Source organism: Pseudomonas sp. PA-7-1E, from assembly GCF_021605325.1.
GTDB classification, from domain to species: Bacteria; Pseudomonadota; Gammaproteobacteria; order Pseudomonadales; family Pseudomonadaceae; genus Aquipseudomonas; species Aquipseudomonas fluorescens_BV.
This window is the reverse complement of sequence record NZ_WKFA01000055.1, coordinates 20,808-40,312: the sequence shown is the minus strand read 5'-3', so window position 1 is coordinate 40,312 and position 19,505 is coordinate 20,808. Positions and strand designations below refer to the sequence as shown.

Genomic DNA, 19,505 nt, shown 5'->3' with positions numbered 1-19,505 from the left:
TGCAAGACCGCCCCGGCCCGGACATCGTCGCGGCGAATCGTCTGATGATTCAGGGCGACCGTCATTACGACTACGACGCCTTCGGCAACCTCATCCGCGAACGGCGCGGCAAAAGCCAGCAACTCGTTACTGAGTACCGCTACGACTGCCAGCATCGGTTAATCAGCATCACAAAGCCCAACGGCCAAACCGCCAGCTATCGCTATGACCCATTTGGACGCCGCATCAGCAAGACCGTAGACGGCAAGACCACCGAGTTTTTCTGGCAAGGCGACAAGCTGATAGCCGAACACCATGCAGAGCGCCATCGCAGCTACCTCTACGAACCCGACAGCTTCCGCCCATTGGCGCTGTTGGAAGGTTTCGGTCCACAAGCCACCACGCCCTACCACTACCAACTCGACCACCTCGGCACCCCGCAGGAACTGACCAACCCCGAAGGCGAAATCATCTGGTCCGCCCACTACCGCGCATACGGCCAGATTGCCCGGCTCGACGTAGGCAACATTGACAACCCGCTGCGCTTTCAGGGTCAGTATTTCGATCAGGAAAGCGGCCTGCACTACAACCGCCATCGCTACTACAATCCGGATATTGGTCGCTACCTGACACCGGACCCGGTGAAGTTGGCGGGTGGGATCAATGGGTACCGGTATGTGCCCAATCCGACAGGTTGGGTAGACCCGCTGGGACTGAACAGATGCCCAGGTACGGTAGGATGCGAACCATCCTTAGGCGCTGAAGATCCTTCAACTCCAGCATCAAGTAAGAAATCAGAACCCAACGTTCCGACTCCTCATAATGACGAAGAGTATCTTTTTCGCGGAGACAAAACCCCTCCAAACGAGGTATTCAAAAATGGCTTTAAAAGCAAAGGCGATAGCGAAGATTTGTACCTACACGCAATTGACAGTAATGACCCTCCCAGCAATTTCATAAGCACATCGCCATCACGGGCAGTCGGGATCACTTTTGCTACCAGCTACGGAGATAAAAAAGGCTATTTGTACACACTTAAGAGTATTGAGGGGCATGATATAAATACAGAACTAGGCAAGCAGGCGCCGTACCCTAAAGAGCTAGAATTCGCTATCCATAACAAAATCGACCCAGAGGATATATTAGGCGCCACCCCAGTAAAATCTGATGGAACTTACGTTGGATATTCCATACCAAACCCCAACAGGAAATAAAATGAAAACCAAAAATATAAAGGTGATAATCAAAAACGAGCACAAGGAGGTCACCGTCAAATATGACCCAAGGAAGCTCATCATGACATTTTCAGAGGCCGATAACTTTAAAAAAGTTTATGAAGGGCATGACCTATATATATGCCTCGCAAAAATCAGAGCAGACTTCCCGCATATAACTTTTTTATGCAAAGGGGCAAAAATAAATGTTAAACCTTCAAGAATGGCTTCTCAGATGAGCGCGGGGCTCGTCGCATACGAAATGACTTTAGGTCAGCAAGCTACCAACGACGACATAGTCCATTTGTTTGACTACGAAGAGGAGAACCTAACAAACGACCCACAGGAACAAATTGATTTCTTCAGGAAATGGTTGGTGTCACTAGGTGCGCAAGATTACGAAAAATTCAACTAAGTTATGAGTGCCCCTCCCCCTGTGATTAGCCAGCTCACCACAGGGGAGAAACGATATCCTTAAATCCCCGCCAACGCCAAATCCATCGCAAAATACGTAAATATCAAATCCGCCCCCGCCCGCTTGATCGACCCCAACGTCTCGCGCACCACTCGATCCTCATCAATCGCCCCTGCCTGTGCGCCGAACTTGATCATCGCGTACTCACCGCTCACCTGGTACGCCGCCACCGGCAGGCGCGAGGCTTCGCGGATGTCGCGGATGATGTCGAGGTAGGCACCGGCAGGCTTGACCATCAGCGCATCAGCGCCTTCCTGTTCGTCCAGCAGCGATTCGCGCACGGCTTCGCGGCGGTTCATCGGGTTCATCTGGTAGCTTTTGCGGTCGCCCTTGAGCGCGCTGCCGCCGGCTTCGCGGAAGGGGCCGTAGAGGGCCGAGGCGAATTTGGTGGAGTAGGCCATGATCGGGATGTGGGTGAAGCCGGCGTCATCCAGGGCACGGCGGATGGCCTGGACCTGGCCGTCCATCGCGGCTGACGGGGCGATCACGTCGGCGCCGGCGCGGGCGGCGGCCACGGCTTGTTTGCCGAGGTTGACCAGGGTCGCGTCGTTGTCGACATGGGCACCGTGCATCACACCGCAGTGGCCGTGGTCGGTGTATTCGCAGAAGCAGGTGTCGGACATCACGATCATTTCCGGCACGGCGTCCTTGATGATCGAGGACATGCGCGAAACCAGGCCGCGTTCTTTCCATGTGTCGCTGCCGCTGGCGTCGAGGTGGTGGGAGACGCCGAAGGTCATCACCGACTTGATGCCGGCGCGGGCGTAACGCTCGATCTCACCGGCGAGTTTTTTCTCAGGAATGCGCAACACACCCGGCATGCTGGTGATGGGCACGAAGTCGTCGATTTCTTCTTCGATAAAAATCGGCAGTACCAGGTCGTTGAGGGTGAACTCACTTTCCTGGAACAGGCCACGCAGCTCCGGGGAGCGGCGCAGGCGACGTGGGCGGGCTTGGGGGAACTGGCTGGTCATGGCAATCCTGAAAAATGGCTGAACACTTTGGGGCGAAAGCTTATGCCCCCAAGTCCCGGCAACACAAATGCCGAGGGGCCAATAGTGTATTGCCGGGTGCGTAACAATTCATTGATCTACAGCTGTAGACGCCCTTCGATGCACAACGCTACGGCGCCTCCCACCCAGATTTCATCGCCCTGGCGCTCGATATGAATACGCCCAGCTCGCCCAATCGCCGTGCCTTGGCTGACCACGTAACGGCTGGGCGCCAGACCCTCGGCGAGCAGCCATTGGGCCACGCCGGCATTCAAGCTGCCGGTGGCCGGGTCTTCGGCGGCGCCATCGCCAGCGACAAAAGCGCGCACTTCAAATTGCGCGTCCACCGCATCACGCGTCGGATCACAGGGGGCGATCACCCCTACGGCCAGACCCAGCAGTTGCGCATAGTCCGGTTGCAACGCAAGCACCGCGTCACGATCAGCCAGCATCACCGCCAGCCAACCCGCACCATTGTCGACCCACTGGCTGCGCACAATCGCCTCGGGCGCCAGCTTCAAAGCCAGGCGCACGCGCTCCAGCAACGGCGCCTCCACGGGCCCTGCACGCAACAATGGCGGCGCGATAAACGCCAGTTGGTCACCCTGGCGACGAATACGCACCAAGCCGATTTCGCACTCCTGGATAATCTCCTCCCCACGTGGCACGCCGCCAGCCTGCAACCAGGCGTGGCAACTGCCCAAGGTCGGATGCCCGGCGAACGGCAGCTCTTTGAGGGTGGTGAAGATTCTTACCCGATAGTCAGCACGTGGGTCGCGCGGCGTCAGTAAAAACGTGGTTTCGCTGAGGTTGGTCCAATTGGCAAAGTCCGCCATCTGCTGGTCGGTGAAGCTATCGGCCCCCAGCACCACGGCCAAGGGGTTGCCTTTGAGCGGCACGCTGCTGAATACATCCAGTTGTTGAAAATCGAAAGTCGACATGCTTCAGCTCGGAATGTTCAGGCCACGGATCACCGCAGGACGTGCGACAAAGCCGTCCAACGCGCGCAGTACGTTAGGGAAATCGGTGATGCCTACCAGATCACCGGACTCGTAGAACCCAATCAAGTTGCGAACCCACGGAAAGGTCGCAATGTCGGCGATGCTGTACTCGTCGCCCATGATCCAGGTGCGGCCCAACAGGCGCTTTTCCAGCACGCCCAGCAAGCGCCGCGATTCGGCGGCGTAGCGATCACGCGGGCGCTTGTCCTCATAAGCCTTGCCGGCGAATTTGTTAAAGAACCCCAGTTGGCCAAACATCGGGCCAATGCCGCCCATCTGGAACATCAACCATTGCAGGGTTTCGTAGCGTGTGGCCGGGTCTTCGGAGAGCAACTGGCTGGTCTTTTCCGCCAGGTAAATGAGGATCGCGCCGGATTCGAACAACGCCAACGGCTGCCCGCTCGGGCCGTTGGGGTCGATAATCGCAGGGATCTTGTTGTTGGGGTTCAGGGACAGGAACTCGGGAGACAATTGGTCCTGGGTGTCGAAGCTGACCTTGTGCGCCTCGTAAGGCAGGCCCAGTTCTTCGAGCATGATCGACACCTTGACGCCGTTGGGCGTGGGTAGCGAATACAGCTGCAGGCGTTCTGGGTGCTGGGCGGGCCATTTGCTATTGATCGGGAAAGCGGCGAGTGCGTTCATCGAGAACCCCCTGGTCGGAAAGCCCCATCATAGTCATCTGCCTGCCGTCGTGCATGGGTCATCGTTGCGCAACATTTGCCAGCTAGTATCCCGCGTGGGCGAACCAAAGCGCCCGAATGCACTCTTAAGAGCGCCCGAACAATGAATGGAGGCTGCTTGCTATATCGACAGGGAACACCGCAGGACGCTGATGCGTCACTGGGGCCGGGCTTGTCCGCCTTAACCCGACGCACGAAGACTCGAACCTATCATGAAGATCAAGCCTCTGCGCCTTGTGCCACGACTCAAACGTTATTCCTACATGGTATTGCCGCTGCTGCTGGTCAGCGCTGCCATCGTCACCGCCCTGGACGCCCGTGAAAGCCGTGCGCAACCGGTCGATGGCGTGCAAACCCTGGTATTCCTGCGCCATGGTGAAAAGCCCGCCGGTGGCCTGGGCCAACTCAATTGCCAGGGCCTGAACCGCGCCATGAACCTGGCGACCCTGTTGCCGGAAAAGTTCGGCAAAGCCAACTATGTGTTCGCTGCCAACCCGACGCGCAACGTCGAGGAAGGCGAACTGGATAACTCCTACAGCTACATTCGCCCACTGATCACCATCAGCCCCAGCGCGATCAAGCTCGGCCTGCCGGTGAATATCGAGTTCTCAGCGAATGACACCAGTGCCCTGGCCGAAGAACTGGTCGAGGACAAATACCGCAACGCGACCATCTACACGGCCTGGTCCCATGGTTACTTGCCGGAACTGATCAACAAAGTCGCCAGCGAAGCCGCCGGCGAAAAACACACCATTACCGATGATTGGTCTGGAAATGACTATGACTCCCTGTACGTGCTGACATTGACCTGGCACAACGGCAAGGCTTCGCTGCTCAGCCGCAACTACAAGCAAGGGCTGAATAACGGCGGGGAAAACTGCCCGGACCCGACCCAGGTCAGCGCAGATATCTGAAGCTTGGGCCGCAGGGGCGTATGATGCCGGGCTATCGACTCACCTGCGGATCCTCTCCATGTCCAACCTCGCTTCCACCCAGCCCAACCGCGGCTGGGCATTCTGGTGCAAACCTGCGCTGTTTCTCCTGGTGGCCTGCATCGGCCTCTACTATGTGAAGTGGTCGCCCTACTACCTAAAGGCGTTTGTAGCGGCCGACAACCACAGCATTGGCGCCTCGATTCTCAATGACCAGCAAAGCTCGCCTCTGGCGGCGGCGCTGGCCTATGCCCAGGTGTATTTCCTGGCCATCTGGAAAGCCGCCGTACTGGCAGTGATCCTCGGTTCATTGCTGCAGGTATTGATCCCCCGCGACTGGCTGCTGCGCCTGTTTGGCCGCGCCGGGCTGGGCTCGACCCTGCGCGGTGGGCTGTTCGCCCTGCCGGGGATGATGTGCAGTTGCTGCGCGGCCCCGGTGGCGGCGGGCATGCGCCGCCAGCAGGTGTCGGTCGGCGCGGCGCTGGCGTTCTGGATTGCCAACCCGGTATTGAACCCGGCGACATTGGTGTTCATGGGCTTTGTGCTGGGCTGGGGTTTCACCGCGCTGCGGCTGGTGGCGGGGATTGTGCTGGTGGTGGGCGTGTCCCTGGTGGCACAGCGCATTGCGCGCCCGGACCAGGTGCCGGAAGCAGCACTTGAAGCCGTTGCCGACGTCAGCACAGTGGAGTCGCAACCGTTCCTGAGCCGCTGGTTACGCACGCTGTGGCAGCTGTTCTGGAGCACTATCCCGGTTTATATCCTGGCGGTGCTGATCCTCGGCGCGGCGCGGGTGTGGCTGTTCCCTCATGTGGACGGGGCGATGGCCGACAGCCTGGTGTGGCTGGTGCCGCTGGCGATTGTGGGCACGCTGTTCGTGATTCCGACAGCGGCAGAGATTCCTATCGTACAAACCATGATGGCCCTGGGCATGGGCACCGGCCCGGCCGTGGCCTTGCTGATGACCCTGCCGAGCGTGAGCCTGCCGTCGCTGTTGATGCTGCGCAAGGATTTCGATGCGCGGGTGCTGGTGACGGTGGCCGGCTTGACCATGCTGGTGGGGGTGGTGTGTGGGTTGATTGGAGCGGTGATTCTTTAGAGTTTCAGTGGGGCTGATGGCCTCATCGCAGGCAAGCCAGCTCCCACCTTTGTATGTATTCACACTTCAAAAGGTGGGAGCTGGCTTGCCTGCGATGGCGTCCGAAAGGTCACCCCACCCGAGCTGCTCGCTCGCGCAAATACTCCACCACCGCACCCTGCTCCCCGGCAAACTCGATACGCGCGCCCTTGCTCTCGCGCTGGAACGCATACATCGGGTCGTAATACTCACGCAGCAAGCCTTCAATCCATACCCGATGCAACTCCACTGCGCCGCTGCGTGCCTGTTCGGCCAGGGCATCCTGCAACACCGCCTGCAACCGCTGGAAACGCTCGCCCCCCAGTCGCTTGTGAATATTGGCCAGGCTCTGGGTCAGGCGCTCGGCAAATAATCGCTGGCCGGTTTCCCCAAACACCTCAATGAACTCGGCGCACAGGTCCACCACGTAATCCTTCAGGATGCGCTCGACACGACCCTCGACGCTGTCTTCCAGCCACACCATAGGAAACGTCTGCATGCCCTTGTGCAATGGCAGCGGCAGCGCACAGCTGCCGATCATGCGGCTCTCGTCCTCGACCACAAACTGCTCGATACCACCTGCGCGCTTCTTCAGCAAATCCACCGCCAAGCGATTTTCGAAGTCGATATTAGAGGGTTGGGCCGTGGCGCGCTTGCCGAAACTGGAACCGCGATGGTTGGCGTGCCCTTCCAAATCCAGGGCATTGCGCAGTTGGCCGAGCACTTCGGTCTTGCCGGTGCCGGTCATGCCGCCCAACAGTACGAAATCACACTGGGCAGTCGCCTGCTCCAGGGTTTCCAGCAGGAAGGTACGCATGGCCTTGTAGCCACCGCCGACGCGGGGGTATTCGATGCCCGCTTCGGTTTTCAACCATTGCTGCACGATCTGCGAACGCAGGCCGCCCCGAAAGCAGTACAGGTAGCCATTGGGGTTAGCCTGGGCAAACTGCGCCCACTGTTCGATGCGCTCGGCCTTGATTGCCCCCGACACCAGTTCATGCCCCAGCACGATCGCCGCTTGCTGGCCTTGCTGCTTGTAACAGGTGCCGACTCGCTGGCGCTCATCGTCGGTCATCAGCGGCAGGTTGATCACCCCGGGGAACGCGCCCTTGGTGAATTCGACCGGCGCGCGGGTATCCATCATCGGCCGGTCGTTGAGGAAAATGTCGCGGTAATCGGTGATGTCCGTCGCCATCAAATCACCTCAACCGCGTTGGTCTGTCGCTCCAGCAGTTCACCGATAGGCTCAAGGGCCAAGCCCAGCTCGGCAGCCACGGCGTGGAACTCGGCATCACCTTCTGGGGTAACGGCGATCAGCAGGCCACCGCTGGTCTGGGGGTCGCACAGCACGCGCTTGTGCAGCTCCTGCACACGCCCCAGCTTGCTGGCGTAGCTCTCGAAGTTGCGCAAGGTGCCACCCGGCACGCAGCCCTGGTCCAGGTAATACTCCACCCCCGGCAGGCGCGGAACCTTTGCATAGTCGATACGGGCCGTCAGGCCACTGCCATCGGCCATTTCCACCAGGTGGCCAAGCAGGCCGAAACCAGTGACATCGGTCATGGCCGTCACACCGGCCAACTTGCCGAAACGGCTGCCCGGCTTGTTGAGTGTGCACATCCAGTCACGCGCCAGGCCGATATCCGCCTCGCGCAGCTTGCCCTTCTTCTCGGCGGTGGTGAGGATGCCGATGCCCAGGGGCTTGGTCAGGTACAGGCGGCAACCGGCGGTAGCCGTGTCGTTACGCTTCATATGGCGCTTTTGCACGATGCCGGTCACGGCCAGGCCGAAGATCGGCTCCGGCGCGTCGATGGAATGCCCGCCCGCAAGCGGAATGCCAGCTGCGTCGCACACCGCCCGACCGCCGCGAATCACTTCGCGGGCAATCTCCGGCGCGAGCACATTGACCGGCCAGCCGAGAATGGCGATGGCCATCAAGGGATCGCCGCCCATGGCGTAGATATCGCTGATGGCATTGGTGGCGGCGATGCGGCCGAAGTCGAACGGGTCGTCGACAATCGGCATGAAAAAGTCCGTGGTGGACACCACGCCGCGCTCGTCGTCGATGGCGTATACCGCCGCATCGTCGCGGGAGGCATTGCCCACCCACAGGTTGGGGTCGAGGTTCTGTGCACCGCTGCCCGCAAGGATCACTTCCAGGACCTGGGGCGAAATCTTGCAACCGCAACCCGCACCGTGGCTGTACTGGGTAAGGCGAATCGGCTCGTTCATGGGGGACCTCAAGCTATCAAGTGGGCCGATTCTAGCAGACAGCAAAAGGCCGGCTGGGCTCTTGTGAGCACAGCCGGCCTGTTTGTTCAGCGGTTACTGGCGCGCAGCGAGCAAACGTGCGTGCCGGTTACGCCGGGCGATGTTCAAGCATTCGATCGCCGCCGAGAATGCCATGGCCGCATACACGTAGCCTTTTGGCACGTGGGCGCCGAAGCCTTCGGCGATCAGCGTCATGCCGATCATGATCAAGAAGCCCAGGGCCAGCATCACCACGGTTGGGTTGTCGTTGATGAACTTGGCCAACGGCTCAGCGGCCACCAGCATCACGATCACCGAGACCACCACGGCAATGATCATGATCGGCAAGTGCTCGGTCATACCCACGGCGGTGATGATGCTGTCGATGGAGAACACCAGGTCGAGCATCAGGATCTGGCCGATGGCGGCGGCAAAACCGATGGTCACGGTGTTGCTGACGGTTGCCTTCTCTTCAGGCTCCGGGTCCATGCTGTGATGGATCTCGGTGGTCGCCTTCCACACCAGAAACAGGCCGCCGGCGATCAGGATCATGTCCTTCCACGAGAACGCCTGGCCGAAAACTTCGAACACCGGTGTTGTCAATTGCACGATGAATGCGATGGTGCTCAACAGGCCCAGGCGCAATATCAACGCCATGCTGATACCAATGCGCCGCGCCTTGGCCCGGTGCTTCTCCGGCAGTTTGTTGGTGAGGATCGAGATAAAGATCAGGTTATCGATGCCCAGCACGATTTCCATGACGATCAAGGTCGCCAGTGCGACCCAGGCGGTGGGGCTGGCGGCCAGTTGTAGAAGGTAATCCATAAGTCAGTCCTGACGTGGTAGTGCTGGGGAATTAGGTTTCTTTGGTGTCGGATTCAGCAGCGTTTTCGGCGTCTTTTTCCTGCTTCTCAGGGCTGATCAAGCCCTGGGTTGCTTCACTCAATGCCTGCTCGGCGGCCTTGTGGGTCTCGTCGATGGCCTGCTTGGCCGACTCGGTGGCTTTGCCCAGCACCTGTTGCGCGCTTTTCTCGACTTGATCACAGCCGCTGACCACTATCAATGAAAGCGCAAGCAACGACGCCGCGCCCAGGGAATTGAGTTTCATGATGTATTCCTCGTTAGAACCATTGGGTCCAAGTAGTGGCCCCTCGATAGCGAGGCATTCTATGCAGGCGAACAGTTCAGGAAAATTCGTATTTTTCTCGCGTATACTTCGATTTTTACGAAGTGTAGGCCGTGATGCTCAATTATCGACAACTGCATTACTTCTGGGTGGTGGCCAAGACCGGTAGCATCGTGCGCGCCTGTGAGCAATTGAACCTCACGCCGCAGACCATCAGCGGGCAGATCAGCCTGTTGGAGCAGACCTTCGGTATTGCCCTGTTTCAGCGGGTCGGGCGCCAGCTTGAACTGACCGAAGCCGGGCGCCAGGCGCTGCCCTACGCCGAGCAGATGTTCCAGACCGGCAATGAACTGGAGGCGATGCTGCGCGCCCAGCCTGACGAGCAGCAGATCCCGTTCCGCGTTGGGGTGGCGGATGTGGTGCCCAAATCCATCGTGTACCGGCTGATCGCGCCGACCATGGAGTTGAGCGAACCGATCCGCATCACCTGCCGTGAAGACAAACTCGAACGTTTACTGGCCGACCTGGCGATCCAGCGCCTGGACTTGGTGATTTCCGACAGCCCCATGCCCACGCACTTGGACATCAAGGGCTACAGCCAGAAACTGGGAGAATGCGGCATCAGTTTTTTCGCCACCCAGGCGTTGGCTGACCAGCATGGGGGGGATTTCCCACAGTGTTTGCAAGGCGCACCGCTGTTGATTCCGGGGGCAGAGACCGTGGTACGCAGCCGTTTGCAGCGCTGGTTCGCCGAACAGCAGATTCAACCCCGCATCATCGGCGAGTTCGACGACAGCGCCTTGATGCAGGCCTTCGGGCAATCCGGCAGTGGGATTTTTATCGCGCCCAGCGTGATCGCCGACGAGGTGGTGCGCCAATACGGCGTGGCGCTGATTGGCCAGACCGATGCAGTGACCGAGTCGTTTTATGCGATCTCAGTGGAGCGCAAGGTCAAGCACCCCGGCATTGTGGCCATTACCGAGGGTGCCCGGCGGGAGTTGTTTACCGCCCTGCCCTGATCGCTCAGGCATTGAGCGCCGTGGGTTTGGCGGTCATCAGCCACAGTGCGAGCAGGATCGACACCAGGATAAACCCCGAAGCGGCAAACCCCAGGCTTCCCAGGCCCAGAGTGTCGATGACATGCCCGCCCACCATCGCGCCCAGGCCAATGCCGAGGTTGGCGCCGGCGATATTCAGCGACGCGGCAAACGCCGGTGCATGGGGCGCGGCCTTCATCAAGCGCACATGGCTGACCAGGAACATCGCCGCCTGGGTCACTCCCCACACCGCCATCGCCGCGGCCAGGCCGATGGCCGAGTGAATCGCCGGCACCACTGCCACCATGCCCGCGATCATGAACCCGCAGAACACCATGGACGCGATCAATGGGTGACGATCCACGGCGCGTCCGCCAAGGGAGTTGCCAATCAGCCCGACCGCGCCAAAGCCCATCAGGCACCAGCCCACCAACGTACCGTCGAAGCCGGCCAGCCGCTCAAGGATATCTGCCAGGTAGGTATAGGCGGTGAACATGCCACTGAACACCAGGACCGACAGCAGGATATGCCCCTGCATCACCGGGCTGCGCAGGATCTTGAATTGTGAGCGCAAGCTGGCCTGCTGATGCTTGGCCTGGGTAACCGGCAGGTAGACATACAGCAGCAATGCCTTGGCCAGGGCAATCACAGCGAGCACGGCGAACGCGGTGCGCCAGCCGAACATATCGGAAATCAGCGTGCCCACCGGAATACCAAATACGGTGGCGCAAACAATGCCAAAGCCGATTTTTTCAATCGCACGCCCGGCGAACTCAGGGCCGACAATGTCTACCGCCGTTTCGCTGGCGAGGGCCCAGAATACTGGCAAGCCCAAGGCGGGAATCAAACGGGCCACGGCCATCACCCAGATATTCGGCGCCAAAGCCGCCACGGTGTTGGCCGCTGCAAACATGATCAGGATGCTGATAAACAGGCGCTTGCGCGAAAAGCGCGCGCAGTAGGCCGTGAGGAACGGGCCGAACGCGGCCACGGTGAACGCGAACAGCGTCACCAGCAGCCCCGCCTGGGACACGCTGACGTTCAGGTCCCGAGCAATCGACGGCAACAGGCCGACGATGACGAATTCTGTGGTCAGCACGGTAAAACCGGCGGCTGACAGCAGCAGGATAGGAAACAACATGAAAACTCCAGAAACGACGACATCAACGACAGCCCGAAGGGCCCGCTGACGGAGAGGAAAGATGAGAGGGGGGAATCTTAACAGAACATGTCCGGATTTGACCAAGCCCGGCTGAAACGGGTGACGGAATGCCGCAGCAAACGAGACGTGCCCTACAGCATGCTAGACTTCGCGCCTACTTCCTACAGTACTTTCTGCCTGCAATGCTGTGCCCTACTAAAAAAACTAGAGACAACTCTTTATGACTGCTGCCCCTTCCCTGTTGCAACGTTTAATGCGCGTCAGCCTGGTCTCCCAAATTGTCATCGGCCTGATTGCCGGGATCGTGCTGGCCCTGCTGTTCCCCGAGGCCGCGCGCGCCACCGGTTTTATCGGCAAGGTGTTTGTCACGGCGCTGAAGGCTGTCGCGCCAATCCTGGTGTTTGTGCTGGTCATGGCCTCGATTGCCAACCATAAGCATGGCCAGGAAACCCATATCCGCCCGATCCTGTTCCTGTATCTGCTCGGCACCTTTGCCGCCGCCGTGGTTGCGGTGGTTGCCAGCATGATGTTTCCGTCGTTCCTGGTATTGGCTACCCATGACGCCACGGTGAGCGCTCCTGGGGGCATTGGCGAAGTGTTGCAAAGCCTGCTGCTCAGTGTGGTGGATAACCCGGTCAGTGCACTGATGAACGCCAACTTCATTGGCATCCTGGCCTGGGCCATCGGCATGGGCATCGCTATTCGCCATGCCGGTGAGACCACCCGTACGGTATTGGACGACTTGTCCAACGGCGTCACCCTGATCGTACGCGTGGTGATCCGCTTCGCCCCGCTGGGTATCTTCGGTCTTGTGGCCTCCACCCTCGCCACCTCTGGTTTCGACGCCCTGCTCGGCTATGCCCACCTGCTGGTCGTGCTGATCGGCTGCATGGTGTTCGTGGCACTGGTGATCAACCCGGCCATCGTGTTCTGGAAACTGCGTCGCAACCCTTACCCGCTGGTGCTGATGTGCCTGCGCGAAAGCGGCATCACCGCGTTTTTCACCCGCAGCTCGGCGGCGAACATTCCGGTCAACCTGGCGCTGAGCAAACGCCTGGGCCTGCATGAAGACACCTACTCGGTGTCGATCCCCCTCGGTGCCACCATCAACATGGCCGGCGCCGCCATCACTATCACCGTGCTGACCCTGGCGGCCGTGCACACCCTGGGCATCGCCGTGGACATGCCAACCGCCGTGCTGCTCAGCGTGGTCGCTGCGGTGTGTGCCTGCGGTGCATCGGGGGTGGCGGGTGGTTCGCTGCTGTTGATTCCCCTGGCGTGCAGCCTGTTTGGCATCCCCAGTGAAATCGCCATGCAGGTAGTGGCCGTCGGTTTCATCATCGGCGTGCTGCAGGACTCGGCGGAAACCGCACTCAACTCGTCTACCGATGTGCTGTTTACCGCGGCGGCGTGTTTGGGCAAGGAAGAACAGGCCGCTTAACACAGCCCCATAAAAAAGCCCGGTGCCGTTCGCAGAGAACGGCACCGGGCTTTTTTGTGCTTGCGGGTTTAGAACGCGCCCATGTAATCGCGCTTGCCCACTTCCACACCGTTATGACGCAGCAGCGCATAAGCGGTGGTGACGTGGAAGAAGAACTGCGGCAGGCCGTAGGTCAGCAGGTAGGACTGACCGCTGAAGCGCTTCTCTTTCGGGGTGCCTGGGCGCGTGACGATCTCGATGCCTTCCTTGCCGTCGATCTGCTCGGGCTTGATGGTGTCGACAAAGGCAAGGACCTTGGCGATCAACGCTTGCAGGTCGGCAAAGGTGACTTCGCTGTCTTCGTACTTCGGTACTTCGATCTCGGCCAGGCGTGCCGACACACCTTTGGCGAAGTCCACGGCGATCTGCACCTGGCGCACCAACGGGAACATGTCCGGGAACAGGCGCGCTTGCAGCAAGGCGTTGGGCTCGATGTTCTTGGCGCTGGCGTGGGCTTCAGCTTTGTTCAGCACATCGCTGAGGGCGTTGAGCATTTGCTTGAAGACCGGGATGGAAGCGGCGTACAGGGAAATAGTCATGACAGTCTCACGGTAATGGCGGGGTTGGAACCAGCCGCGATTATAGCCATGCCTGGCGCTTGTCTTTTATTTTTTCAAGCTTAGGCTAAGGGGCTTCACTGCATAGGGAAAGCGCGATGACCGCCGAGCACGACACCGACACCCCTGAGCCGCGCCTGAACAGCACGGAAATCCGCATCCTGGGCTGCCTGATCGAAAAACAGGCGACCAACCCGGAAACCTACCCCCTCACCCTCAACGCCTTGGTGCTGGCCTGCAACCAGAAGACCAGCCGCGAGCCGGTGATGAACCTCAGCCAAGGCCAGGTCGGCCAGAGCCTGCGCGCGCTCGAAGGCCAAGGCTTCACGCGCCTGGTGATGGGCAGCCGCGCCGACCGCTGGGAGCACCGTGTGGACAAGGCCCTGGAACTGGTGCCGGCCCAGGTGATCCTGACCGGGCTGCTGTTCCTGCGGGGGCCGCAGACCGTCAACGAGTTGCTCACCCGCAGCGGGCGCATGCATGACTTTGAGGATGCCGAACAGGTTGTGCATCAGCTCGAACGCCTGATTGCACGAGGGCTGGCGCTGCTGGTGCCGCGTCAGGCGGGGCAGCGGGAAGACCGGTATACCCATGCACTAGGGGACCCGGCAGATATTGAAGCGATTATGACCGCACGGGGGAATCCGGTAGAGCGTAGCGCGGGGGCTGTTTCGGTGGAGCGGATTGAAGAGCTGGAAGCGCGGATTGCCGCACTGGAAGAACGGCTGGCGCAGCTGGAACAGGCATAACGCAGATAAACATGTGGGAGCTGGCTTGCGGCCTTCGCGAGCAAGCCAGCTCCCACAGTTGGATCGTGGGGTGTCAGGTAGAGAAGCGTCGGCTGGCAAGGCGCTATCGCAGGCAAGCCAGCTCCCACAGTGGATTGGTGTAAGGCTTCAGCTGCGGGCGAAGGCCACCGCTGCCTCGAACTGCTCCTGAGTAGGCCGCACGCCGGTATAAAGCACAAACTGCTCCAACGCCTGGATAGCGATCACCTCCAGCCCGGTAATCACCCGCTTGCCCTGGGCACGACCACGCACGATCAACGGCGTTTCCGCCGGGATCGCCACCACATCGAAGACCGTCTCAGCCTGATCGATTGCCTCGGCCTCAAACGCCAACGCATCCGCCTCGACCCCGCCGGTCATGCCGATGGGTGTCACGTTGATCAGCATCTGTGGCCGCAGGCTGCCCAGATCCGCCTGCCACTGATACCCCAGGTTCCTGGCCAATGCCTGGCCCGCCACCTCATTACGCGCCACGATCACGCCATTGGCGTACCCTCCGTCACGCAAGGCGCTGGCGACCGCCTTGGCCATGCCGCCGCTTCCGCGCAGGGCGAAGCTGGAGTCCTTGGGCACCGCGTGTTTTTTCAGCAATTGCTCGATGGCGATGTAGTCGGTGTTGTAAGCCTTGAGGTAGCCGTTGGTGTTGACGATGGTGTTCAGGGAGTCGATGGCTTGAACCGAATCGTCGAGTTCGTCCATCAAGGCAATGGCGGCCTCCTTGAACGGCATGGACACCCCGCAACCCCGCACACCCAGGGCTCGGATACCGCCGATCGCGCCGGGCAAGTCCTGGCTGCTGAAGGCTTTATAGTAAAAATTCAGACCCAGCTGTTCATACAGGTGGTTATGAAAACGCAGGCCAAAGTTCCCAGGGCGCGCCGACAGCGACATGCACAGTTGGGTGTCCTTGTTGGGGTGCATCTGCATGGATAACTCCTTGAAGTAAGCAAATCGGTACAGACCTTACACAACCTTTACCCATTGGCCGTGCTGTTTTCTCGAAATACGTTGTCTTAAAAGTATCCCCGCGACAATCCTTGAGTCTATTGATTGCAGACCACAAGCGCAGGGGCTAACCGAGGAAAGACCATCATGCGTAAACTCCCCAGGATCGCCTTGCTTATCGGCGCACTCGCGATGGCCGGCCAAGCCTCCGCCCACGGTGGTGGTTGGGGTGGCCCGGCCGTGTTCGGTGCGCTTGTCGGCGCAGCGGTAGTCGGCTCTGTGGTTGCCAGCCAACCGCGTGAGGTGTACGTGCAACAACCGGTGTATGTGCAGCCGCAGCCGGTGTATGCCGCTCCGCCGCCGGTCTACTACGCGCCACCGCCACCGGTGTATGTGCAACAGCAGGTTTACTATCGCCCGGCGCCCGTCTACTACGGCCCACCGCGCGGTTATTATGGGCCGCCTCGCGGCTACTACGGCCCGCCCCACGGCTACTACCGCCATGGTTGGTAAGTTTTAATCCGTTGACAGCCACAGGCCTCGCCCACACGCGGGGCCTTTTTTTGCCTGGGAAGTCCGGATTAATCCTGCCAGTGTCGCTGTGAGAACAACGTACGAGCAGCAATCCCACATGATAAGCGTCAAATATCCTCTTGATCGATGACGGGCTGCGCTGTCATGTTTGCGTCACAAAACAGTCGCACTATCGACCCAGTCCAACCAATAACAATTAAGGACGATTGACCATGCCCACACAAAACCCGCACCGCACCGCCGGCCTTTGCACCTCCAGCAAGGTCTACAGCGCCTTGACTGAACTCAAGCACCTTGAAGGCCATCGCAGCGCCAAGTTCCTCGCATTGCTGGCAGAAAACCTGGTGCGCAAGGGCCTGCTCAGTGAGCACGAAGTGGTGAACATGCTCGACCAGGTGGTGGACTAACGCCTGACGTTGATGTCGACTATCGAGCCAGGTGATTTTTCCCAGGCACCGGCAAACCGTAAGGTGACCTCCATAACGTTTGGAGGTACTTATGCCCACTATTCAAATCATGTCCGTCATCGGCAGCGCCGTCCCCGCCCCTCTGCGCAAACTGGGCTTGCTCGCCTGCTGGTACGTTGTGCGCGATGGCGAGCCGATCAGCGGCCCGCTCACTTCGTTATCCGATGCCGAAACACAGCGCCGAATGGCAACCGACTTCAGGCTCGAGGCCTGAAAGCTAAGGCAATGGCAACTTGACCCGCGGCTTGGTTTCGACGAACAACGCCCAGCACGACATGAACAACGCTGCCACCAGCGGCCCGATGACAAAGCCGTTAAGGCCGAACACCGACAGGCCGCCCAAGGTCGAGATCAGGATCAGGTAGTCCGGCATCTTGGTGTCCTTGCCCACCAGGATCGGGCGCAGCACGTTGTCCACCAGGCCAATCACGAACACCCCGAACAGCCCCAGCACCACGCCCTGCCAGATCGAACCGCTCAACAGGAAATAAACCGCCACCGGCCCCCAGACCAGCCCGGCACCCACCGCTGGCAGTAGTGACAGGAACGCCATCAGCACGGCCCAGAGCAAGGCACTCGGGATGTCCAGGAACCAGAAGATCAAGCCTCCCAGCGCACCTTGGGTCACAGCCACCAGCACGTTGCCCTTGACCGTGGCGCGCACCACGCGGTTGAACTTGAGCTGCAGGCGACGCTTTTGCGGCTCGGCCAACGGTACTGCCGTGCGCACCTTGCGTACCAGTTCCGGGCCATCGCGCAGCAGGAAAAACAGCAGGTACAGCATGATGAAAAAGCTCACCAGGAAATCAAACGTACCCTGGCCGAAGCTGAACGCCTGAGAGGCAAAGAACTGACTGCCCTGCATCGCGCCCTTGACGACCTTTTCCCGCAGCCCTTCAAGGTTGCCCATGCCGAAACGGTCGAGCAGCTGCTGGAAATACGGCGGTAAAACGTTCTTGAATTGCTCGATATAACCCGCTACGTCGAGTTTGCCGCTCTCGATGTTTTTGTAGAGCGTGGCCCCCTCTTGCACCAGCAAAGCACTGGTGATGATCACCGGCAGAATCGCGATCACCAGGCACACCATCAAGGTGGTCAGGGAGGTCAGGTTGCGGTTCCAGCTAAAACGTTGCTGCAGGCGGCGCTGCATCGGCGCAAAGATAATGCCCAGGATCACCGCCCAGAACACCGCACCGTAGAACGGCAGCAATATCCAGATAAAAGCCACGGTGACCAAGGCCAGTAGCAGCAACAGGGTTTTGAATTGCAGGTTGGTTTGATTCATGTCCGGTCCATGTCAGAAAAACAGGGCCGATGGCGGCCCTGTTGCTTAGTCCGCAGCCAAACGTGGGAGTGCCCTTGTTTATCGAACAAGCATAGATCGCGTTATTTAGACCTGGGTCAATATCCCGTTATCGCTCCAGCACTACCCTCGCGCCTTTTTGCGACCCACACCCATGCGCCCGATAACTGCCCCCGAACTGCTCGCTCCCGCCGGCACCCTGAAAAACATGCGCTACGCCTTCGCCTACGGTGCCGACGCGGTCTACGCCGGCCAGCCGCGCTACAGCCTGCGGGTGCGCAATAACGAGTTCGACCACGCCAACCTGGCCCTCGGCATCCAGGAAGCCCATGACCTGGGCAAGCGCTTCTACGTGGTGGTGAACATTGCGCCGCACAACGCCAAGCTCAAGACCTTCCTCAAGGACCTGGCGCCCGTGATCGCCATGGGCCCGGATGCGCTGATCATGTCCGATCCTGGGCTGATCATGCTGGTGCGCCAGCACTTCCCGCAGATGCCGATCCACCTGTCGGTGCAGGCCAATACGGTGAATTGGGCCAGCGTGGCGTTCTGGCAGCAACAAGGCATTTGCAGGGTGATTCTGTCGCGGGAGCTGTCTCTGGAAGAGATTGGCGAAATCCGCCAGCAGGTGCCGACGATGGAGTTGGAGGTGTTTGTACATGGCGCCTTGTGCATGGCCTATTCCGGGCGGTGTCTGCTGTCGGGCTATATGAACAAACGCGATGCCAACCAGGGTACTTGCACCAATGCCTGCCGCTGGAAATACCAGGCCACGCCGGCCGTGGAGAATGCCACTGGCGATATCGTCCATGAATATCAACCCACATTGGGCATCGGCACACCCACCGATAAGGTGTTCCTGCTACAAGAGGCCAATCGCCCCGATGACCCCATGCCCGCTTTCGAAGACGAACACGGAACCTACATCATGAACGCCAAGGACCTGCGGGCCGTGCAGCATGTGGAGCGCCTGGCACAGATGGGCGTGCATTCGTTGAAGATCGAAGGCCGCACCAAGTCCCACTTCTACTGCGCGCGCACCACCCAGGTGTACCGCCAGGCCATCGATGACGCAGTGGCCGGCCGGGCGTTTGACCGCGGCTTGATGACCAACCTCGAGTCCCTGGCCCAGCGTGGCTACACCGAAGGTTTCCTGCGCCGCCACGTGCACGATGAATACCAGAACTACCAGAACGGCAGCTCGGTTTCCGAGCGCCAGCAGTTTGTCGGGGAGCTGACCGGCGAGCGCCGTGGCGCGTTGGCCGAGGTGAAGGTGAAGAATCGCTTTGTGCTGGGCGACCACCTGGAGTTGATGACGCCCGCCGGCAATTTTCATTTTGACTTGCCGAGCCTGCATAACGCCAAGGGCGAAAGCATTGAGGTGGCGCCGGGGGACGGGCATACGGTGTATGTGCCGATTCCGGCGCAGATGGACCTGCGTTTTGGCCTGCTGATGCGCGACGTTTAAACCC

At 59.9% G+C, this 19,505-nt stretch carries 22 protein-coding genes; 11 read left to right on the top strand and 11 right to left on the bottom strand.

Features of this window, described 5'->3' with window-relative positions:
- The coding region (locus GIW79_RS24450) for an RHS repeat-associated core domain-containing protein (protein ID WP_236477425.1) at nt 1–1,193 on the top strand (1,193 nt) is incomplete at its 5' end.
- Nucleotide 1,194: 1 nt separating this feature from the next.
- Nucleotides 1,195–1,608 (top strand): hypothetical protein, encoded by a 414-nt coding sequence (locus tag GIW79_RS24445; protein ID WP_034125790.1) that lies wholly within the window; start codon nt 1,195–1,197, stop codon nt 1,606–1,608.
- A 59-nt stretch (nt 1,609–1,667) separates the two neighbouring features.
- Here the strand turns inward: GIW79_RS24445 and hemB are convergent, their stop codons facing one another.
- The 3 genes from hemB to GIW79_RS24430 all read right to left on the bottom strand — a co-directional run bounded on the left by hemB (nt 1,668) and on the right by GIW79_RS24430 (nt 4,303).
- On the bottom strand, nt 1,668–2,642 hold the full coding sequence (gene hemB, locus GIW79_RS24440) for a porphobilinogen synthase (protein ID WP_054922266.1): 975 nt from the start codon (nt 2,640–2,642) through the stop codon (nt 1,668–1,670).
- Between the two features lie 116 nt (nt 2,643–2,758).
- Nucleotides 2,759–3,601 (bottom strand): PhzF family phenazine biosynthesis protein, encoded by an 843-nt coding sequence (locus GIW79_RS24435; RefSeq protein WP_034125792.1) that lies wholly within the window; start codon nt 3,599–3,601, stop codon nt 2,759–2,761.
- 3 nt (nt 3,602–3,604) lie between these two features.
- On the bottom strand, nt 3,605–4,303 hold the full coding sequence (locus tag GIW79_RS24430; protein WP_032892475.1) for a glutathione S-transferase N-terminal domain-containing protein: 699 nt from the start codon (nt 4,301–4,303) through the stop codon (nt 3,605–3,607).
- 250 nt (nt 4,304–4,553) lie between these two features.
- Between GIW79_RS24430 and GIW79_RS24425 the strand changes: the two genes are divergently transcribed.
- Both GIW79_RS24425 and GIW79_RS24420 read left to right on the top strand, forming a co-directional pair.
- Nucleotides 4,554–5,255, top strand: coding sequence for a hypothetical protein (locus GIW79_RS24425; protein ID WP_019817513.1), 702 nt, complete (start codon nt 4,554–4,556; stop codon nt 5,253–5,255).
- A 58-nt stretch (nt 5,256–5,313) separates the two neighbouring features.
- Complete coding sequence (locus GIW79_RS24420; RefSeq protein ID WP_032903692.1) at nt 5,314–6,369, top strand: permease; 1,056 nt, start codon at nt 5,314–5,316, stop codon at nt 6,367–6,369.
- Nucleotides 6,370–6,478: 109 nt separating this feature from the next.
- Here the strand turns inward: GIW79_RS24420 and mnmH are convergent, their stop codons facing one another.
- The 4 genes from mnmH to GIW79_RS24400 form a co-directional block, all read right to left on the bottom strand.
- The gene (gene mnmH, locus GIW79_RS24415; protein WP_054922271.1) at nt 6,479–7,582 is read right to left on the bottom strand and encodes a tRNA 2-selenouridine(34) synthase MnmH; all 1,104 of its coding nucleotides are present in this window, start codon (nt 7,580–7,582) and stop codon (nt 6,479–6,481) included.
- Complete coding sequence (selD, locus tag GIW79_RS24410; protein ID WP_020302053.1) at nt 7,582–8,616, bottom strand: selenide, water dikinase SelD; 1,035 nt, start codon at nt 8,614–8,616, stop codon at nt 7,582–7,584. The genes mnmH and selD overlap by 1 nt, the downstream gene beginning before the upstream one ends.
- A gap of 93 nt (nt 8,617–8,709) precedes the next feature.
- Complete coding sequence (locus GIW79_RS24405; protein ID WP_014717958.1) at nt 8,710–9,459, bottom strand: TerC family protein; 750 nt, start codon at nt 9,457–9,459, stop codon at nt 8,710–8,712.
- A gap of 31 nt (nt 9,460–9,490) precedes the next feature.
- Nucleotides 9,491–9,742, bottom strand: coding sequence for a hypothetical protein (locus GIW79_RS24400; RefSeq protein ID WP_054898810.1), 252 nt, complete (start codon nt 9,740–9,742; stop codon nt 9,491–9,493).
- 134 nt (nt 9,743–9,876) lie between these two features.
- On the opposite strand from GIW79_RS24400, the gene nhaR reads away from it, so the two are divergent.
- Nucleotides 9,877–10,779: a transcriptional activator NhaR gene (gene nhaR / locus GIW79_RS24395; protein ID WP_034125797.1), complete on the top strand. Its 903-nt coding sequence runs from the start codon at nt 9,877–9,879 to the stop codon at nt 10,777–10,779.
- 4 nt (nt 10,780–10,783) lie between these two features.
- Here nhaR and GIW79_RS24390 read toward each other — a convergent pair whose 3' ends face one another.
- Nucleotides 10,784–11,938 (bottom strand): MFS transporter, encoded by a 1,155-nt coding sequence (locus GIW79_RS24390; protein WP_205548232.1) that lies wholly within the window; start codon nt 11,936–11,938, stop codon nt 10,784–10,786.
- A 241-nt stretch (nt 11,939–12,179) separates the two neighbouring features.
- On the opposite strand from GIW79_RS24390, the gene sstT reads away from it, so the two are divergent.
- On the top strand, nt 12,180–13,400 hold the full coding sequence (gene sstT / locus GIW79_RS24385; RefSeq protein WP_236454878.1) for a serine/threonine transporter SstT: 1,221 nt from the start codon (nt 12,180–12,182) through the stop codon (nt 13,398–13,400).
- A 68-nt stretch (nt 13,401–13,468) separates the two neighbouring features.
- Here the strand turns inward: sstT and GIW79_RS24380 are convergent, their stop codons facing one another.
- Nucleotides 13,469–13,978, bottom strand: a complete 510-nt coding sequence (locus tag GIW79_RS24380; RefSeq protein WP_003190292.1) for a DUF1993 domain-containing protein — start codon at nt 13,976–13,978, stop codon at nt 13,469–13,471.
- A 116-nt stretch (nt 13,979–14,094) separates the two neighbouring features.
- Between GIW79_RS24380 and GIW79_RS24375 the strand changes: the two genes are divergently transcribed.
- Nucleotides 14,095–14,745, top strand: coding sequence for a YceH family protein (locus GIW79_RS24375; protein ID WP_054898808.1), 651 nt, complete (start codon nt 14,095–14,097; stop codon nt 14,743–14,745).
- A gap of 147 nt (nt 14,746–14,892) precedes the next feature.
- On the opposite strand, the gene GIW79_RS24370 is transcribed toward GIW79_RS24375, so the two are convergent.
- Nucleotides 14,893–15,711 (bottom strand): shikimate 5-dehydrogenase, encoded by an 819-nt coding sequence (locus GIW79_RS24370; protein WP_054922283.1) that lies wholly within the window; start codon nt 15,709–15,711, stop codon nt 14,893–14,895.
- A 165-nt stretch (nt 15,712–15,876) separates the two neighbouring features.
- On the opposite strand from GIW79_RS24370, the gene GIW79_RS24365 reads away from it, so the two are divergent.
- The 3 genes from GIW79_RS24365 (at nt 15,877) to GIW79_RS24355 (ending at nt 16,944) form a co-directional block, all read left to right on the top strand.
- Nucleotides 15,877–16,242 (top strand): hypothetical protein, encoded by a 366-nt coding sequence (locus GIW79_RS24365; protein WP_003190286.1) that lies wholly within the window; start codon nt 15,877–15,879, stop codon nt 16,240–16,242.
- Nucleotides 16,243–16,475: 233 nt separating this feature from the next.
- Entirely contained in the window at nt 16,476–16,670 is a 195-nt protein-coding gene (locus GIW79_RS24360; RefSeq protein WP_003190284.1) for a hypothetical protein, read from the top strand.
- A 91-nt stretch (nt 16,671–16,761) separates the two neighbouring features.
- On the top strand, nt 16,762–16,944 hold the full coding sequence (locus GIW79_RS24355) for a hypothetical protein (RefSeq protein ID WP_034125803.1): 183 nt from the start codon (nt 16,762–16,764) through the stop codon (nt 16,942–16,944).
- 3 nt (nt 16,945–16,947) lie between these two features.
- Here GIW79_RS24355 and GIW79_RS24350 read toward each other — a convergent pair whose 3' ends face one another.
- The gene (locus GIW79_RS24350; RefSeq protein WP_019818663.1) at nt 16,948–18,015 is read right to left on the bottom strand and encodes an AI-2E family transporter; all 1,068 of its coding nucleotides are present in this window, start codon (nt 18,013–18,015) and stop codon (nt 16,948–16,950) included.
- Nucleotides 18,016–18,187: 172 nt separating this feature from the next.
- Here GIW79_RS24350 and trhP point away from each other — a divergent pair, with 172 nt between their 5' ends.
- Nucleotides 18,188–19,501: a prephenate-dependent tRNA uridine(34) hydroxylase TrhP gene (gene trhP, locus GIW79_RS24345; protein WP_057976626.1), complete on the top strand. Its 1,314-nt coding sequence runs from the start codon at nt 18,188–18,190 to the stop codon at nt 19,499–19,501.
- Nucleotides 19,502–19,505: the final 4 nt, after the last annotated feature.

Excerpts from the sequence above, each read along its gene's own strand:
- GIW79_RS24430 (WP_032892475.1), bottom strand. The coding sequence starts at position 4,303 with ATGAACGCACTCGCCGCTTTCCCGATCAATAGCAAATGGCCCGCCCAG.
- hemB (WP_054922266.1), bottom strand. The coding sequence starts at position 2,642 with ATGACCAGCCAGTTCCCCCAAGCCCGCCCACGTCGCCTGCGCCGCTCC.
- sstT (WP_236454878.1), top strand. The coding sequence starts at position 12,180 with ATGACTGCTGCCCCTTCCCTGTTGCAACGTTTAATGCGCGTCAGCCTG.
- GIW79_RS24390 (WP_205548232.1), bottom strand. The coding sequence starts at position 11,938 with ATGTTGTTTCCTATCCTGCTGCTGTCAGCCGCCGGTTTTACCGTGCTG.
- GIW79_RS24400 (WP_054898810.1), bottom strand. The coding sequence starts at position 9,742 with ATGAAACTCAATTCCCTGGGCGCGGCGTCGTTGCTTGCGCTTTCATTG.
- nhaR (WP_034125797.1), top strand. The coding sequence starts at position 9,877 with ATGCTCAATTATCGACAACTGCATTACTTCTGGGTGGTGGCCAAGACC.
- GIW79_RS24420 (WP_032903692.1), top strand. The coding sequence starts at position 5,314 with ATGTCCAACCTCGCTTCCACCCAGCCCAACCGCGGCTGGGCATTCTGG.
- GIW79_RS24370 (WP_054922283.1), bottom strand. The coding sequence starts at position 15,711 with ATGCAGATGCACCCCAACAAGGACACCCAACTGTGCATGTCGCTGTCG.
- GIW79_RS24435 (WP_034125792.1), bottom strand. The coding sequence starts at position 3,601 with ATGTCGACTTTCGATTTTCAACAACTGGATGTATTCAGCAGCGTGCCG.
- mnmH (WP_054922271.1), bottom strand. The coding sequence starts at position 7,582 with ATGGCGACGGACATCACCGATTACCGCGACATTTTCCTCAACGACCGG.
- GIW79_RS24405 (WP_014717958.1), bottom strand. The coding sequence starts at position 9,459 with ATGGATTACCTTCTACAACTGGCCGCCAGCCCCACCGCCTGGGTCGCA.
- GIW79_RS24350 (WP_019818663.1), bottom strand. The coding sequence starts at position 18,015 with ATGAATCAAACCAACCTGCAATTCAAAACCCTGTTGCTGCTACTGGCC.
- selD (WP_020302053.1), bottom strand. The coding sequence starts at position 8,616 with ATGAACGAGCCGATTCGCCTTACCCAGTACAGCCACGGTGCGGGTTGC.
- trhP (WP_057976626.1), top strand. The coding sequence starts at position 18,188 with ATGCGCCCGATAACTGCCCCCGAACTGCTCGCTCCCGCCGGCACCCTG.
- GIW79_RS24360 (WP_003190284.1), top strand. The coding sequence starts at position 16,476 with ATGCCCACACAAAACCCGCACCGCACCGCCGGCCTTTGCACCTCCAGC.
- GIW79_RS24445 (WP_034125790.1), top strand. The coding sequence starts at position 1,195 with ATGAAAACCAAAAATATAAAGGTGATAATCAAAAACGAGCACAAGGAG.
- GIW79_RS24365 (WP_003190286.1), top strand. The coding sequence starts at position 15,877 with ATGCGTAAACTCCCCAGGATCGCCTTGCTTATCGGCGCACTCGCGATG.
- GIW79_RS24375 (WP_054898808.1), top strand. The coding sequence starts at position 14,095 with ATGACCGCCGAGCACGACACCGACACCCCTGAGCCGCGCCTGAACAGC.
- GIW79_RS24380 (WP_003190292.1), bottom strand. The coding sequence starts at position 13,978 with ATGACTATTTCCCTGTACGCCGCTTCCATCCCGGTCTTCAAGCAAATG.
- GIW79_RS24425 (WP_019817513.1), top strand. The coding sequence starts at position 4,554 with ATGAAGATCAAGCCTCTGCGCCTTGTGCCACGACTCAAACGTTATTCC.
- GIW79_RS24355 (WP_034125803.1), top strand. The coding sequence starts at position 16,762 with ATGCCCACTATTCAAATCATGTCCGTCATCGGCAGCGCCGTCCCCGCC.